The organism is Paraburkholderia sp. GAS206C (assembly GCF_050435645.1).
Taxonomy (GTDB): domain Bacteria; phylum Pseudomonadota; class Gammaproteobacteria; order Burkholderiales; family Burkholderiaceae; genus Paraburkholderia; species Paraburkholderia phenazinium_B.
Genome location: NZ_JBNDKR010000007.1, coordinates 54,909 through 69,927 on the forward strand (window position 1 = coordinate 54,909; position 15,019 = coordinate 69,927).

Here is a 15,019-nt window from a genome sequence, read left to right on the forward strand (position 1 = left end):
CGGGGGAAGAGAAATGGAGCGGGTTCCTTCATGGCCTGTCGGGATGACACGCCATGGACGCAACCTTCACCGCTCTGCCGGCGTATGCCGAGCTGTTTTGCCTCTCCAATTTCTCATTCCTGCATGGTGCTTCGCATGCGGAGGAGCTGGCCCAGCGTGCAGCGCAACTGGGCTACTCGGGTCTGGCGATAACTGACGAGTGCTCGCTTGCGGGAATCGTGCGGGCGCATGTAGCGGCGAAGGAGGCGAACCTTCCCTTCGTCGTCGGCTCGTACTTCCGGCTCGTCAATGCCGACGGCTCGCCGGCGTTCGGTCTCATCCTCCTCGCCCAGAACCGTGAGGGATACGGAAACCTTTCCGAACTCATTACGCTTGCCCGCACGCGCGGACCGAAAGGCACGTACCGGCTCACACCTCATGACCTGTCGCGTCCAGACCCGGAGAGCAGCCACCTTCGCGGTGTGCCGGACTGTCTCGCGATACTGATACCGCATTTCCCGGCGAAGGAGGACGTGCTCGACGTCCAGCTCGAGTGGCTCGAACAGACATTTCCCGGTCGCGCATGGTGCGGCCTTGTGCTGCATCAACGCGCGATGGACGATATTCACCGGGGAGCGGTCGAATACATCGCCGACTGCCGTGGCATTCCGGTCGTCGCCCTCGGCCAGGTGGTGATGCACGTGCGCTCGCGCAAACCGTTACAGGACACGATGACCGCCATCCGTGTGGGCAGGCCGGTGCAGGAATGTGGCTACGACCTCTCTCCCAACGCGGAGCAGCACCTGCGTCCCCGCCTGCGTCTCGCGAACCTGTATCCGGAATACGCGCTCGCAGAGACGACGAACATCCTGTCGCGTTGCACGTTCTCACTCGACGAGCTGCGCTATGAGTACCCGGACGAACTCGTGCCCAAGGGCATCACGCCGACCGCCTACCTGCGGCAGGAGACCTACATTGGGGCCCGCCGCCGGTTTCCATCCGGCATCCCATACGACGTGCTGGAACAGATTGAACACGAGCTCGAACTCATCAGGGAGCTCGAATACGAGCCGTACTTCCTGACGGTCTATGACATCGTCCGCTTCGCCCGTAGCCAGCACATCCTGTGTCAGGGCCGGGGCTCGGCCGCGAACTCGGCGGTCTGTTACTGCCTGGGCGTGACAGAAGTCGACCCGGCGCGAGGCAACATGCTCTTCGAGCGTTTTATATCGAAGGAGCGCGGCGAACCGCCCGACATCGATGTCGACTTTGAACACCAGCGACGGGAAGAGGTGATTCAATACATCTACAGGAAATACGGCCGTGACCGCGCCGCGATAGCGGCAGCCGTGTCGACTTATCGTCCGCGTGGTGCCCTTCGCGAAACCGGCAAGGCGCTGGGCGTCGACCCGCAGATTGTCGATGCCGTGGCCAGGAGCCATCAATGGTTTGATGGCAAGGAGGACCTCCTCAACCGCTTTTCCGAGTCCGGTCTGAACCCGGAGACGCCACTGATTCAGCTGTGGGCATCGCTTGCGTCGCAACTGCTCGGTTTCCCTCGCCATCTGTCCCAACACTCTGGTGGCTTTGTTATCAGCCGTGGAAAGCTCACGCGCCTGGTGCCCGTTGAAAATGCTGCGATGGTCGACCGGAGTGTGATTCAGTGGGACAAGGATGACCTCGAGTCGCTGGGGTTGCTGAAAATCGACGTGCTTGCGCTCGGCATGCTCTCGGCAATCCGCCGAGCGCTCGACCTCGTATCGGACCAGCGGGGTGAACAATTCGAGATGCAGGACATACCGGCTGAAGACCCGGAAACGTACGAGATGATTTCGCGCGCCGACACCGTGGGCGTTTTCCAGATTGAATCGCGGGCGCAGATGAGCATGCTGCCGAGACTCCAGCCCCGTACGTTTTATGACCTCGTCATTGAGGTGGCGATTGTCCGCCCGGGTCCCATCCAGGGTGGCGCCGTTCACCCGTATCTTCAGCGTCGCCAGGGATTCGAACCTGTGAGCTACCCCAGCAAGGCACTTGAAACGGCACTTGGCCGCACGCTCGGTGTGCCGATTTTCCAGGAACAGGTGATGCAGGTGGCGATGCTGGCCGCGGGCTTCACTGCGGGCGAAGCGGACCAGTTGCGGCGTGCGATGGCGGCCTGGAAACGCAAGGGTGGTCTTGACAGATACTACGACCGAATCGTCAATGGGATGACCGAGCGCGGGTATGACAAGGCCTTCGCGGACGGCATCTTCCAGCAGATTCTCGGCTTCGGCGAGTACGGGTTTCCGGAGAGTCACGCGGCCAGCTTTGCACTGCTGGTGTACGCGAGCAGCTGGTTGAAACGCCACGAGCCGGAAGCCTTTCTTGCGGCGATGCTGAACAGCCAGCCAATGGGGTTTTATTCGCCGTCGCAACTCGTTCAGGATGCGACGCGGCATGGTGTTCAGGTATTCCCCGTCGATGTCACCATAAGTGGCTGGGACTCTTCCCTTGAGCCGATAGCCGGTGCCACGCGCCCAGCGGTCCGACTGGGCCTGTCCCTGCTCAAAGGGATGCGTGACGGTGCCGCAGAGCGTATCGAGAATTCACGCGCGATACGTCAGTTCACGACCGTATCTGACCTTGCCCGGCGTGCCCAACTGGACCGTCATGACCTGCAGGTGCTCGCCGCGGCGAACGCACTATCGTCGCTTGCTGGCAACCGGCGCGAGGCACTGTGGCAGTCGGTCGCCGCAGTGCCGGACAAGGACATGCTGGCGGTAGCAAAGGTCGAGGACGAAACGCCGGAACTCGGCGCGCCGTCAGAAGCCGACGATATTGTCGGTGACTATCAGTCGATGGGTCTTACGCTCGGACGACATCCTCTCGCGCTTCTGCGGCCCCAGTTGCTCGAAAACCGGTTGATGCCGGCGTCCACCCTCCATACCTACCGGAACGGCCGGCTCGCGCGCGGATGCGGCATCGTTACCGTGCGACAGCGGCCAGAGACGGCGAAAGGTGTCATCTTTATCACCCTCGAGGACGAGACCGGCAACGTCAACGTCATTATCTGGCCCAAGGTGCTGGAGCGGCAGCGCAAGGAGGTGCTAGGCGCATCGTTGCTCGGAGTGCTGGGTCTATGGCAGTGCGAAGGCGAAGTACGGCACCTTGTCGCGCAACACCTTATCGACATGTCGTACCTCCTTGGCGAGTTGCCATCAGTGAGCCGTAATTTCCATTGATGACGTACTCCTGGACCGGCGACTGACATCTGGCTCGTGTCTTCGCTTCAACCGGTTCACCGCAACATACGAAACCATCCACGTTCGTCGGCTCACACTCAATGTGCTACCGCAGCAGGGCTTATTGGGCCGACTGCCCACGAGGGTGGATTATCATGGGACGAAGACGGGAGGTTCATATGTGTTATTCGGCGCAGATTCTGGCTGACTATCGCAGGTTCGTACGGATGTTTGGCGCGACGATGAGCCTCAAGGAATTCGCACGCCTTTTCTTCGAGCGGGCGGAGGGCGGCAAGGCGAAGATTCCGAAAGCGATGGAAGATGCGTTTTCCGAGCCGCAATCGGCCGACGAATTCGAGATTAAGGCTCTCATCGACAAATTTAACGCAGACCAGGTGACGAAGCTGGAGCAAGACCTGTTCAAGCAACGTGCACGACTCGCCGATGCAGAACGCGCACTTCAGACGAAGGTCACGAAGGCAGCAACTGAAAGCATGCGAATAGCCACCGACAAAATCGCGTGGACCCTCGGCAAGCTCGGCGACATACAGCGGACCGAACCCAAGACACGCGATTCACGCATTTTCCCTGGGCACTATGCGCTAGTCATGGTTATGGAAAATGGCCAACGTGTCATCAAACCAATGCGCTACCAGTGCCGTGTCGCGGGCAAACCCGCCTCGTACGACGTGAAGTATCCCGGCACTTACAATGCACGCCGCGATAACCTCGAAGGTTTCTGGAAACCACTTTTTGGGCACTCGCACGGAATCCTCGTAGCCAGCGTTTTCTACGAGAACGTAAGCAGGGCAAAAATGGATGGTCGCGAGCTCGCGGAGGGCGAGAAAGCCGAAAACGTCGTCCTGGAGTTCAAGCCCAGTCCCGAGCATGAGATGCTGGTCGCCTGCCTGTGGTCGAAATGGACTTCGCCAGGCGAACCAGACCTGTTGTCATTCGCGGCAATCACAGACGACCCTCCGCCAGAGATTGCTGCAGTGGGACATGACCGGCGCATTATTCCGATCAAGCCTGAAAACATCGATGCGTGGCTCAACCCGAACCCTGAAGACCTGGCGGCATCGTACGCAATTCTGGATGACCGGGACCGGCCTTACTACGAGCATCGTCTTGCTGCCTGAGCGCCCTCAATTATCGACTACTACGAATGGACCTTTGGATTCAACCCTGCGCGCGATGTGCTGACCAATATGGAAAGTCGGCGGGTGAGCATCCGCATCAGGACCTCACCCTCAATGGCGCCGGCACGGTGAAAGATGCCAGAGCGGAAGAGCACTACACGTGCGTTCGCTGCCAAGCGGTGTTTGCGCGGATTCTTGTTGGGCCACCAACGCGTCAGATCTGGATGCTGTTGAACGCCGGCCAGCATTGACGGGTACTCTGCCGCATAGCTGTGTCAGCCAGGATGGCCCCAAAGAACCCGAGTTCGACGTGCCGTTCTTTGAGTCAGGCAGCCGTTCGAATGGCCCCTTGACGACGAAGCGAGGGCGGCTTCTGGCGGGTCTGAGTCTGCCAGCACCTTTCTTTTCCTGTTCGAAAACCCACCACCTTTCTACGTCGCCCGCTGTTATCTGTGAGCCTTTCTTCGGTCGTGCGTCTGCGTGAGCCGGCTATCCCTCAGTGGATTGTCTTTGTCTGTCCAGCTACATTGAACTCAGCGGCCATTTCCCCTCCGGTCGCACAAGGAGTGTCTCGTGGATCACGAAACGGAATTGATGAAAGCCCGGCTCAACGCGCTAGAGACGCTAGTGTCTGTTGGCGCGAAGAAAGATGCGTCCCTCCTCGCGGAAATCCGGGAGGTAATGACGCAGGAGTACCAGTTGGCGGTCAAGGAGTCCAACAGACGCGGACGAGCCTTCGTTCGCCCGACCCGTGATGATTGAATCGCGCGCACCACGCAACCTGCTGGCCGAACGGGCCAGGGTGGAGGCATGGGACGCGCTTTGCCGGAAGTTCGGAGCACTCTCCTGACGCGATTTTCCCTCTTCAGCGTTGGTGAATCCGTGCCGATAAGATGGATAGACACTGGAGGTTGAAATGATCTATGCCATCTTGACGCCGAAGATTGATGAACCGCTCGGCTACTACTCGGCAACCGTCGCGCCGACGCCGGAGGACCTCGCTGACCACATGGCAAAAGCATCCGGCTTTGCGGATCGCGATGAATGGATGGCTTCTGCGGGAGTCGACGTCATCGGATACGCGCCGGTGCACTGAAGGCCTTGGCCAGTCGCAAGGAACAGGTGAGAGTGTCGGTTTTGGCGCCGACGCTGACTTTCCACACCTGGTTCGCCCCGCTGCACTCAGTAATGCCACCAACCTGCTCGTTGACCCTGGCAGTAGTGACCTTCACATCTATGCCGTCAGGGATTGAGGCAGGAAGGTCGTTCAACTTGCGCAACTCATCTTTCACTTCCCCTACCCACTGCGTCTGGGCAGCCAGGCTAATGTCGGTGCCCAATTCGTCTCCGCTACGTGCGCGCCGCTAGCCCGCGCACCGGGCACGGGACTACGGTTATCTGGCTACCAGCCGCCCAGCAGTGCGCCCAGCTATTGGCCTGCCGCGGCTGTTAGCGCGACGACGACGTCAGCGTCGCGCAAACCTCGCCGTCAGCCGCTCTACGATCTCCACAATCATCTCCCGGTCTCTACTGGCCACCCCCGATAGTAACCGCGCCAGGTGCTTGGCCTGATCGCTCGACCTGCCGCTGACCTCTGTCAGAAGATCGGCGATATCGCAGTCGAAGATATCCGCCAGCTCCATGAGCCGTGCTACGTTGGGCATGACAAGTCCCCGCTCGATCCTCGAGACCGCCTCGTTTCCTATTCCCAGCTGTTCTGCGACCTGCTCCTGGGTGAGACCTGCCGCGACGCGGTTTCTCGCAATCGCCCGTCCCACCATCCCGGTCAACCGGTCCATGTCGGTATTCGCCATCCCCCCTCCTGTCCACCCGAATGGTTGGCGATCACCTCATCTATCTGAAGGGTCTAATAGGTTGATATTCAACTTTTCAGGATGTTTGCCGTTATCTATTTTGTCCGCCGGTTTTCAGTCTGCTCCTACAGACCCGCGAGCACGACGGCCCGACGTATATGGCCGGCCTGTCCGCCATTTAGTAAAGCAGCCAGGTAACCCGGTCCCTGACTGGCCGCAAGGGTGTCGGACGCCCCGGTCGTACAACCACTGACAAACCATAGAGAGGGTAAGAAATTGAAGACTTATGCGAATGCAGGACTTGCGAAACTGACACTGTGCGCGTCGGCAGCCGTCGCGCTTGCCGGCTGCGGGGGCGGCGGTGGTGGATCTTCGGGGTCCCCCACCAACTCGACACCTGCCGCGACGACCCAGCTCAGCGGCAAAGCGATCGACGGCTATCTGGCTGGAGCCACCGTCTGTCTCGACAACGGCTCGGGCGCGTGCGACACCTCGCAGCCGACCACGACCACTGACGCCAGCGGCAACTACTCGCTGCAGGTTACCGGCAGCGTCACGGGCAAGACACTGGATGTCCTGGTTACCCCGACGACGACCGACACAACGAACGGTAATACCGCCTTCGCAAGCAGCTTCACGCTCTCGGCGGTGCTGCAGGGCGGCACGACCCAGAACGTCACCCCGCTTACCTCGATGGTGGCCGCGCAGATGCAGGCAGGGCTGAGCTTCCAGCAGGCCACCACCGCTGTGCAGGGTGTCATCGGCAGCAGCGTCGATCCCGGCGCCGACTATGTCGCCAATGCCGACAGCAAGACCGCGTCGCTTGCGTCCCAGGTGGTCAGCACCATGGTGGGTTACGCCGCCAACGGTAAGCTGGCGCCGACCATGGCTCGCAACGTCCTGAATGCGATCGTTGCAACCGGCAGTCCGGCAGCGGTGACACCGGCGGCTGTTCTGGTGCAGGCAAATGCGCTGGCCACGCCGGTAGACGCCTCCACGGCACTGGCCAGCCCGCTGTATGTGACTGATGACTTTCTGGTGAATGTTTCCGCTTTCACGACTGGCCAGACCTCGGCTGGCCCCACGGTCAATATCGCGCTGCGGGATGCCTACACGCTCTCCGGCTCCACGCTCACTATTGGGCAACAGCAGTTCGGCTACCCGAACGGAAGCTGGGCACCGGTCTCGCCAGTGGGCGTCTGGGATGAAGACCGGGACACCGGGCTCGGCGTCAGCCTGCTCGACGGGGCCACGGGTGTGTACGAGATGAAGGCGGACGGCACCTGGACCGGCTTCCTTTCCAATGCCCAGCTGTATCCCGCGATCAGTCTCAGTTCGACTGGCAGCAGCCTTGCCGGTACCGATCCGAACACGGGCGTCGGCTATACGTTGCAATACCGTCAGACAGATGTGAGCGGCCAGCCGCTGGTGAGCGCCGTCCCCTTCTATTACAGTTTCGCCGGCCAGAGCCCGGCCACCGCAATAATGCAGGGAGTGTTCGCTTCAGGCACGACCGAATATCTCGGCAATGCTTCGTACTCGGACGATCAGGTGATCCTGCCGGTCGACGCCGACACAGTCCAGACCAGCATCTACGGCAGCGACACCACGGCCGATTTCGGCGAAGGCATCACGCTCAACGGCGTGGCGATTCCAGACCCCAACAACCTGGGCACGGTCGGCCAGACGTACACCTCCGTACAGCAGGTGATCGGCATGCCGCTGACCGTGAGCACCAGCCCGACGACCGGTGGCCCGGGCGGCACGCTTGTGCTCTCAGCCAATGGACAGTTTCAGATCACGGGCCTGCCCGTTTATGCCACTTACCCGCCCACCGTTTCCGCCACTCCCGCCGGTACGGCGCCAGCCACGACCAGCGTGAATGTCACCGGTACCTGGACAACCTATGCGCGCAACCCGAATGTGCTGGTCCTCAGTCTGCCGGCCACGTTCACCCAGGCGATCTATTCACAGGACAACGTGACAGAAGCCATCCGCGACGGCGCGAAGTTTGTCATCGCGCTCCAGAACGGGCGGCTGAAGTCCGGCTTCCTGATTCCGGCCGGTACGGTGAATATCACGCCGCAGTTCACAGGACCGGTCGCCAGCCAGATCGCGAGCGCACTTCTGGCCACAGGCCCGCAGATCGTCTCGCAGACGCCCGTAGCTGCCGTTCAACAGATCTCTGCACGGCAGATGAAAGCCGCTCAATAGCAATGTTCTAGTGGCTCGCGCCGCCGTCGTGCGGCGCGAATCCAGCGGCCAGCGTAATGCGATCGGCCGGCGGCATTTCATGTCAGCCCGCGTCCCATTGGTGCGTGGCGGACGAACTACGGCGGCCATCACGCTCCACCTTCACTCAACATGAACATGAAAACCTTCAGGCATAGACTTCTGCTGGCAGGCATTGCCAGCTTTATGACATTCGGACTTGCGGCGTGCAGCAGCAAGCTCCTCGACTACCAGAACATGACGGTTTCTGGCGGCAAGATTTATGAACAGGGAAGCAATACGCCGTTCTCGGGAAAGGTCACAAACGTGCCGTCCCGGCAGGTCTTCGCTGGTGCGCCAGCGCTTGACACGATTCTCAAGACTGCCGCTGACCGCAACGGACTGACGTACTACACCGCAGCGAACTGGTTCTCGACCGTATGTGACATCGGCGTCAAAGACGGGTATCGCGACGGCGCTGCCGCGTGCAGCAAGGCTGACACCGGCGTGAAATATTTCGACCTCGCGTTCAAGGGCGGCGAGCTTGATGGCGACGTGACGATCTACTCCAGTAACGGTAGTGGGAAACCTGCCGCCACCGCCACTGTTTCGGACGGGAAAATCGACGGAGAGTTGAAAATCTTCAGCGTATCAAACGGCGCGCTTGTCACCCGTGCGAAGTACAGGGAGGGTGTCCTGATATCCGATGAGGATTTTGACGCTGACACAGGCAAGACTGTCCGCACATTCAGCGACGACGATCAGGGGCAGATTGATGGAAAGATGCTCGGCTATTCTCCGGACGGCACGCTCACCAGCTACGCCGAATACAGTCACGGCAAGCAGACCGGCGAAGCTTACTGGTTCTATCCGGATACCGGCAAAGTCAAGCGGTGCATCGACACGCAGACGCCCAGTGTGCCGGTAACGTGGGACGAGAACAGCAAGCTCATTGATAACGTCGAAACGGAAATAGACCAGGGTTCCGGCCAGCCGCTGAAGGAGCCGATCCCCCAATCCAGTATTGACGCCTGCGTCGCTCATCTTCCCCCGGACACGGCCGGAGCGAGTACCCTCGAAACCCGCTCCGCCGCGAACCCCGCAGTTGACGACTGCGTAAAAAACTGGATTTCCACCTATCAACAGGAACGCATGGCACAAGGGCTAAACATCCTGATCTCGAATGACCAGACCGCTGACTGGCGACAATGGTGCAAGCAGGGAAAGACGCCTGCCACGCAAGCGAGTGACAATCAGCCGCCCTCTGCGCGTCCCGCCCCCCTTCCCGCGATGAGTAGCCAGACCAGCACAGTAACTGACGCCTGCGTGAGAAGTTGGACCATCGCGTATCAGAATGAGCGTGAAAAGATGGGCCTGAGCGAGTCCGTCTCGGACGATCAACTTGGGGAATGGCAGGATTGGTGTCGCGAGGGGAAAAAGCCGGGATAGACCGGAGCAAGCTATACTGGTCCGTCGCCGCTTGCCGCGCACATCGTTCGTACTGGAAGAGATAACGCGATTCTCTCTGATTCTGGCACGGCCCTCGAAATCGCCAGAATCTTTAGCCGACCTTATAGGTCGGCTTTTTTACGACGACCAATGCCAAACGCATATCCGCCATCGACGAAAGCGTGGTCTACCGGTTGATGGCCAGATGCATCCGCACGGCATAAGACGGCTGTCAGGACATCTGTCTCGATGCCTTGTTCGAAGAGGGTCGGAGCCGCAAGCCACGCACTTCACGCCAGTTCGACCTCGATAACGATCTTGCCAGTGGTAAAGATGTCGCGAGCTGTGTTTCCAATTATATTGGTGACAGTCGCGCCAAACGCCCCACCGATCACTCCACCAAGAAATGGAACCATCTTGGTCAGGTTAATGACGCCGGTAGTGTCGGCCTTAGCGACAAGCCGAAAGCCGACAGCCTAGTTGATCTTCAGAATCACGGCGCCACTGATTTTGTTGATGGCGATCTGCGCAGCCTTCTTACCGACCTGAACCCCCACATCCCGGAGAATCTCCATGGTCGCATCGCCCGCAAGACAGGCAAGCACCAAGGTACGGGCCTTGTCGCTTCTCAGATCGTGCCCACCCATTTTTGCGATCGTCGCAATCATGCGAATCTGCAAATAGAGAACCGAAGCGAGGTTTGCCGGAATCGCCACGGTCATGCTTACCTGATGATAGCCGGCGTGACAAATCCTCCGTGGATCTTTATGCTGCGCTGAGTGACGAGGGGCTACGCTCGGCCGCAGCCTCGCCACAAACTGGGCACCTCTTGCAAGGCAATAAATGTCCACTGCTACTTTCGACAGAAAGCGCGCCAGACGCGCATTGAAGATTCGTGATGCGATTCCGCTGGAAAGCGCGGCCATCAATCAGTTCGAGAAACTGGTGCAAGTGGTGGATCGGCTCGCGCGCCTTTCTCCCCCAGAGAAACGCATCATCACGGGACAGGTCTTTGTTCCGGTAGGAACCCAGCAATGCAAGCCGGAGCGTTTGCGCTACAGTCAGGAGTACGAGTTTATCCGAACGATGACAGCCCGCGCAGATAGCAGGTACACGAAGCCACGCGAGACCAAGGAACTTGTTTGCGCATTATCGGTAAAAAGCAATCCCGGTGCTTGGGCGCTCAGTTGCGGCGACTTTGACGCGGTTGTCGTAAGTACCGCTCTCATCGACAAAGTCAGTAAGCTTGCCGAGTATTTCGTGAACACGATGTTTGGTCCAATGTCGCGGGATGGCATGCCACCAATTACCTTCACAAGTACGTTTCTCGGCCGGTTCCGGGACCACTCGAATGAGTCCCGCAACGCATTGAAGCACCTCATCGACCGAACCGCGCTCAACTACATTCTCGGGCATGAGTTCGGGCACCTCGCACAGGGCCATCTAACGCGCGCGGCGGTTGGAGAGCCCCCGGATGACGGGGCCGAAACCGCCGATGGTGAACCGTTGATGTCGGTGGATAGTGTAGGATCCTGCAGCAATAGCCCACAAAACCAAGCGAGAGAACTGGACGCCGACGTGCAAGGATGGCACTGGGCCAAGAACGCGTTTTTGGCTTTACACGCACCGGATGGTCCCGATCGCGAGCGCATTGCCTGGCAGGTCCTCGACTGGATTCAGGAAGATATTGCTAGAGTAAGTTTTGCACTGACCGCCGCGACTCAAATTGCGTATCTTTCCCTAGGTGCCGAGCAGTTTGATGTTGTGCAACACATCCGAGACGGCACACACCCTCCAACGAGTCTGCGTGCGATGGTCGCCACTGATACCATAATCGTCGCGAGCTTGGGCTCGAACGAGGTGGCAAACAGGGGCGCACTCGACTATTCGGCCGAGGCTCGCCTGACGGCAGCGCTGGCTGCGACTATCGATGCACTTGAAATGCGCTCTGACGATGATAGCAATGCTCAAGATCTTGCTCGCGAGCTTAAGGGAATGAATTTCCGCGACGCTGGCAACAGAGGGATGGTGGTTCTGGGTGTCGCACCACCTACGCCGAAAAATCGTGGCGAACTCGACACCTACCTGAATACTCTCGCTAGCGAGAAGCGTCGCATCGAAGTGACTGCCCGGTGGAATGTGTTGCACACCGTACAATGGACGACATCAGGCATAGCGGCCATGAGGGACTCTCGAACCTGATTCAGGTTTGTAGCGACGTGTGGCAAGCTGCCCGCCATAACGGCTCAGGCTAACGAACGTGGGTGAATCACCGTCACCTGATCAGCTTGCGCCCTTACGGCACGTTAGGTTTGCAAACGGCCTCACGACGGCAGACTCCCTAATCGATGAGCATCCTAGAGTCAGATGGGCCCGAGTCCCAGCCACCCGCCCGGCCCGATCCCCTTCTTCGACATATACGAAAACACTACCGCGTCGAGCACTGCGAGATTTTCGATATCTGACCGCTCCGTATGAACGCGAACGAGTGCCGACCGAAGTACATTCTCTACCGCAAGGTAGCGCTCAGTATTCTGAAACGTGGCGGAGTTCGTCACCATAATATTGCCGAAGAAATTCTGCCACCGTGAATCCAAGGGCACCACGTTGTGGGCTAGCCCGGAGTTCACAAGAATATTTCGTATCTGCTTGTTGCCGATGTACGGAAACGCGGAATGATCGAGCGATTGACTAAACGTGGCAGACATGGCGACATCGTGGTCATCAATGTCGCCACGCGCGAGGTCACAGAACACTTTCAATGCACCGGCCCGCCGACACAGGTCAGCGAGCAGATCGCCTGGCGCGCCAGCCTCCACGAAGTGCGGATATGCGCCCAGCACAAGGCCGACCTTATTACGTAACTGCCTGCTCAAGTGAGTCCGAACTTCGCGTGTCACCCAAGCACTGTCGCATCGGTTGGCGCATACTTGAGCGAGATCGAGAAGCGGGCCATTTGCAGCAACAAAGCTGCTGAGCGCGCCACCCTCCTCGCTATTTTCCTGACTCGAGAACCCGCAAATCACGAACTGCCGCCACAGCTCGCTGAGCGTTTTCGTTGGGCTCTGCTGAAGGGCAAGCCGGGTGACTCCATTAGGTACACTCAACGCGTGGGGAAGGGTCAGAATAATCCCGGTTACTGCGTCAATCGCATTCTCGGGGATCGAGAAGCTCCGCGGCAGTCCAGCGCCGGCCGCGACAATACGGTTGGTCTTGCGCGTGCGCGCGCGGGCTGACTTACGTTCGGCTTCGACCTGATCACAACGCCTCACAATCTCCATGTTTCCGCGCTTGATAGCATTTTCGCGAAGCGATTTCAGCTCTACGTCGGAGAGGAGGCGGATCCTCTCGATGGTCCAGTCGATACCTTTGGGTTTGTCACTCATTTCACACGATGTCGGGATGGCGGATTTATATTACGAACTGCGGCCACGCGCCGCACGTCTCAAATCATGAGCGTTCGACGAAGACAGGGCGACTCGTGCTTCTCGCATCGTCATCTTGAGGTGGCGCAGGGTGAGCAGCCGGTACCGGCATAGAGGTAGGAGCGAAACATCGCACAAGATGGGGGCTCGCTTTACCTTAGGCGCTGCGCGATATTGAATACTAATTCACGAGACGTCAGTCAGTGGAGAATTCCGCTATTACGCGCCGATCTGATCAATGATTCGATTTCGATAGCGAGCTCTGTGGCTTTCTTCACAGCAGCTGCGGAACCTAGCTTGCTGTCGACGACCACTCGTCTCACCGCGCTCTGTCCAAACTTGGTCAACTTCGGAAAACTCTGCGCCACGTGTTGCCGCAGCGCTTCCAAATCACAGCCGTCTTCTTTAAAACTCTCAGCTACCCAAATGAGCCTTACAGTGAACCGGGAGTTTTCGTCGTCGCTTTTCGTTTCACGGAAGATATTGACAAAAATTGGCCAATACCCATCCGCAGTTCGCATGAGGGATTGCATGGCATCGGTCGCGAACCGAAGCCACGTGCGTCCGTGTTCAATCTCGTCGTGCGAAAGAGCGGGCAATGTCTTTCGCAGGCCAACCAGGACCGACCCAATTCCACGGGCCTGAACCAGGTGATCGCACAATTGCCGGTTTTGCTGTATGAACAGCAGAAGCTCTCCGCGCTCACCACTGAAGCTGGTGGGAGTCCATTCAGTCGGCTCAACCTTTCTGAGCTCCCGGATTGTTTCCACGACGGCCTCATGCTGCGATGCCAGTTCCGCCGATAACTCAGACACCTGCTTCTCGTTTGGGCTTTGCCACCCGGTTTGCTTTTGACAATACGCCATCAGCAGTTGAGCAGCCTCGTTATTGCGCTCCATGTGGCGACGGGCGCGATTTGCGGAAGCCTCGAGCCAGCTATAGTCCAGAAGAGCCCACTTGTTTCCGAGCGCTTTCAAATCCTCTTCGGCGTATTCTTCCAGATCACGATCTACAACCACGTATGCGAAATCGTAGTCTCTGAACACCGGTCGGCGACCAATCTGATCGCTTACGCGGTCGTAGTAGCCGCTCAACTGCTCCTCGGTTAGAGAGGCCCCCGCTTTGTTTTCGATAGTCACAACAATGCGATTGCTTGGATCAATCAAAAACAGGTCCAGTCTGCGCCGCTTGCTGATTTCTCCGGTGCTCAGGCTAAACTCCCGCGCAATGAATGCGGAGCCGAAGCTTGACGTCCGGATCCGACCCGGCGTCCATCTTTCGAAGAACGTCTTGTTTGAGAATTTGTTGGTTGGCGCCCCCGCGTTGTAAGTCGCAATCAGAAAGTCCTTCACAACAGCGTCTCCCTGACCGTGGCCCTCGTTGGGATGGAGGCACCAGGCGAGCATATCCGAGTGCTGCGTCTCCGATAGCGACACAACATCGAGAAAGTCGTCGGATATCTTTACCCGTTCGACCAGATCCAGAAGGCGCGCGTCCGACAGGAAAGTGTAGAGGTCTTGTGGTGTCATCGTGTCTTTGAAGTTGCCGTGTCGATATCGAAAGGGCCGATGACAATTCGAAGGCTACACGCGCCGATTGCGCGGAATCGCAAAGGAGCATGCTGCTTTCCACCGGTACCGGTGATCATCACTCGCATTCGATTTTCCATTTCTTTGTCCAGCTCAAATTCCACATTGAGGTAGCCTTTAGATTCATGCACCTCGCATTCGTCCACTTCGAACGCTCATCACGGGATATCGGAAAGGGAACGATGCTTC

The 15,019-nt window shown here is 58.7% G+C and carries 13 protein-coding genes; 8 read left to right on the forward strand and 5 right to left on the reverse strand.

What is annotated here, in order from left to right; all coding sequences use genetic code 11:
* The first annotated feature begins 53 nt into the window (after nt 1-53).
* The 4 genes from P3T20_RS19950 to P3T20_RS19965 all read left to right on the forward strand — a co-directional run bounded on the left by P3T20_RS19950 (nt 54) and on the right by P3T20_RS19965 (nt 5,438).
* Nucleotides 54-3,203: an error-prone DNA polymerase gene (locus P3T20_RS19950; protein ID WP_429287631.1), complete on the forward strand. Its 3,150-nt coding sequence runs from the start codon at nt 54-56 to the stop codon at nt 3,201-3,203.
* A 179-nt stretch (nt 3,204-3,382) separates the two neighbouring features.
* Entirely contained in the window at nt 3,383-4,342 is a 960-nt protein-coding gene (locus P3T20_RS19955; RefSeq protein ID WP_429287632.1) for an SOS response-associated peptidase family protein, read from the forward strand.
* A gap of 573 nt (nt 4,343-4,915) precedes the next feature.
* Nucleotides 4,916-5,104 carry a hypothetical protein gene (locus tag P3T20_RS19960; RefSeq protein ID WP_429287633.1) on the forward strand — a complete coding sequence of 63 codons (189 nt, stop codon included), beginning with the start codon at nt 4,916-4,918 and terminating at the stop codon, nt 5,102-5,104.
* A 154-nt stretch (nt 5,105-5,258) separates the two neighbouring features.
* Entirely contained in the window at nt 5,259-5,438 is a 180-nt protein-coding gene (locus P3T20_RS19965; RefSeq protein ID WP_429287634.1) for a beta-lactoglobulin I, read from the forward strand.
* Here P3T20_RS19965 and P3T20_RS19970 read toward each other — a convergent pair.
* Together P3T20_RS19970 and P3T20_RS19975 are read right to left on the reverse strand one after the other, a co-directional pair.
* Nucleotides 5,413-5,682, reverse strand: a complete 270-nt coding sequence (locus tag P3T20_RS19970; RefSeq protein ID WP_429287635.1) for a hypothetical protein — start codon at nt 5,680-5,682, stop codon at nt 5,413-5,415. The genes P3T20_RS19965 and P3T20_RS19970 overlap by 26 nt on opposite strands.
* Nucleotides 5,683-5,808: 126 nt before the next feature.
* Complete coding sequence (locus tag P3T20_RS19975; protein ID WP_429287636.1) at nt 5,809-6,156, reverse strand: helix-turn-helix domain-containing protein; 348 nt, start codon at nt 6,154-6,156, stop codon at nt 5,809-5,811.
* A 276-nt stretch (nt 6,157-6,432) separates the two neighbouring features.
* On the opposite strand from P3T20_RS19975, the gene P3T20_RS19980 reads away from it, so the two are divergent.
* The 4 genes from P3T20_RS19980 (at nt 6,433) to P3T20_RS19995 (ending at nt 12,018) form a co-directional block, all read left to right on the forward strand.
* A complete protein-coding gene (locus P3T20_RS19980) occupies nt 6,433-8,370 on the forward strand; it encodes a hypothetical protein (RefSeq protein ID WP_429287637.1) in 1,938 nt (645 codons plus the stop codon).
* Between the two features lie 150 nt (nt 8,371-8,520).
* The gene (locus tag P3T20_RS19985; RefSeq protein WP_429287638.1) at nt 8,521-9,816 is read left to right on the forward strand and encodes a toxin-antitoxin system YwqK family antitoxin; all 1,296 of its coding nucleotides are present in this window, start codon (nt 8,521-8,523) and stop codon (nt 9,814-9,816) included.
* 254 nt (nt 9,817-10,070) lie between these two features.
* A complete protein-coding gene (locus P3T20_RS19990; protein WP_429287639.1) occupies nt 10,071-10,595 on the forward strand; it encodes a hypothetical protein in 525 nt (174 codons plus the stop codon).
* Between the two features lie 64 nt (nt 10,596-10,659).
* Entirely contained in the window at nt 10,660-12,018 is a 1,359-nt protein-coding gene (locus P3T20_RS19995; RefSeq protein WP_429287640.1) for a hypothetical protein, read from the forward strand.
* A gap of 161 nt (nt 12,019-12,179) precedes the next feature.
* Here P3T20_RS19995 and P3T20_RS20000 read toward each other — a convergent pair whose 3' ends face one another.
* The 3 genes from P3T20_RS20000 to P3T20_RS20010 all read right to left on the reverse strand — a co-directional run bounded on the left by P3T20_RS20000 (nt 12,180) and on the right by P3T20_RS20010 (nt 14,976).
* Complete coding sequence (locus P3T20_RS20000) at nt 12,180-13,202, reverse strand: hypothetical protein (protein ID WP_429287641.1); 1,023 nt, start codon at nt 13,200-13,202, stop codon at nt 12,180-12,182.
* Between the two features lie 239 nt (nt 13,203-13,441).
* Nucleotides 13,442-14,770, reverse strand: a complete 1,329-nt coding sequence (locus P3T20_RS20005) for a PD-(D/E)XK nuclease family protein (protein ID WP_429287642.1) — start codon at nt 14,768-14,770, stop codon at nt 13,442-13,444.
* Nucleotides 14,767-14,976 (reverse strand): hypothetical protein, encoded by a 210-nt coding sequence (locus P3T20_RS20010; protein ID WP_429287643.1) that lies wholly within the window; start codon nt 14,974-14,976, stop codon nt 14,767-14,769. Before P3T20_RS20010 ends, P3T20_RS20005 begins: the two co-directional genes overlap by 4 nt.
* Between the last annotated feature and the right edge of the window lie 43 nt (nt 14,977-15,019).

What these genes read in the sequence shown, in the direction of transcription:
- P3T20_RS19950 (WP_429287631.1), top strand. Translation starts at nt 54, where the DNA reads ATGGACGCAACCTTCACCGCTCTGCCGGCGTATGCCGAGCTGTTTTGC.
- P3T20_RS19955 (WP_429287632.1), top strand. Translation starts at nt 3,383, where the DNA reads ATGTGTTATTCGGCGCAGATTCTGGCTGACTATCGCAGGTTCGTACGG.
- P3T20_RS19965 (WP_429287634.1), top strand. Translation starts at nt 5,259, where the DNA reads ATGATCTATGCCATCTTGACGCCGAAGATTGATGAACCGCTCGGCTAC.
- P3T20_RS19975 (WP_429287636.1), bottom strand. Translation starts at nt 6,156, where the DNA reads ATGGCGAATACCGACATGGACCGGTTGACCGGGATGGTGGGACGGGCG.
- P3T20_RS19985 (WP_429287638.1), top strand. Translation starts at nt 8,521, where the DNA reads ATGAACATGAAAACCTTCAGGCATAGACTTCTGCTGGCAGGCATTGCC.
- P3T20_RS19995 (WP_429287640.1), top strand. Translation starts at nt 10,660, where the DNA reads ATGTCCACTGCTACTTTCGACAGAAAGCGCGCCAGACGCGCATTGAAG.
- P3T20_RS20000 (WP_429287641.1), bottom strand. Translation starts at nt 13,202, where the DNA reads ATGAGTGACAAACCCAAAGGTATCGACTGGACCATCGAGAGGATCCGC.
- P3T20_RS20005 (WP_429287642.1), bottom strand. Translation starts at nt 14,770, where the DNA reads ATGACACCACAAGACCTCTACACTTTCCTGTCGGACGCGCGCCTTCTG.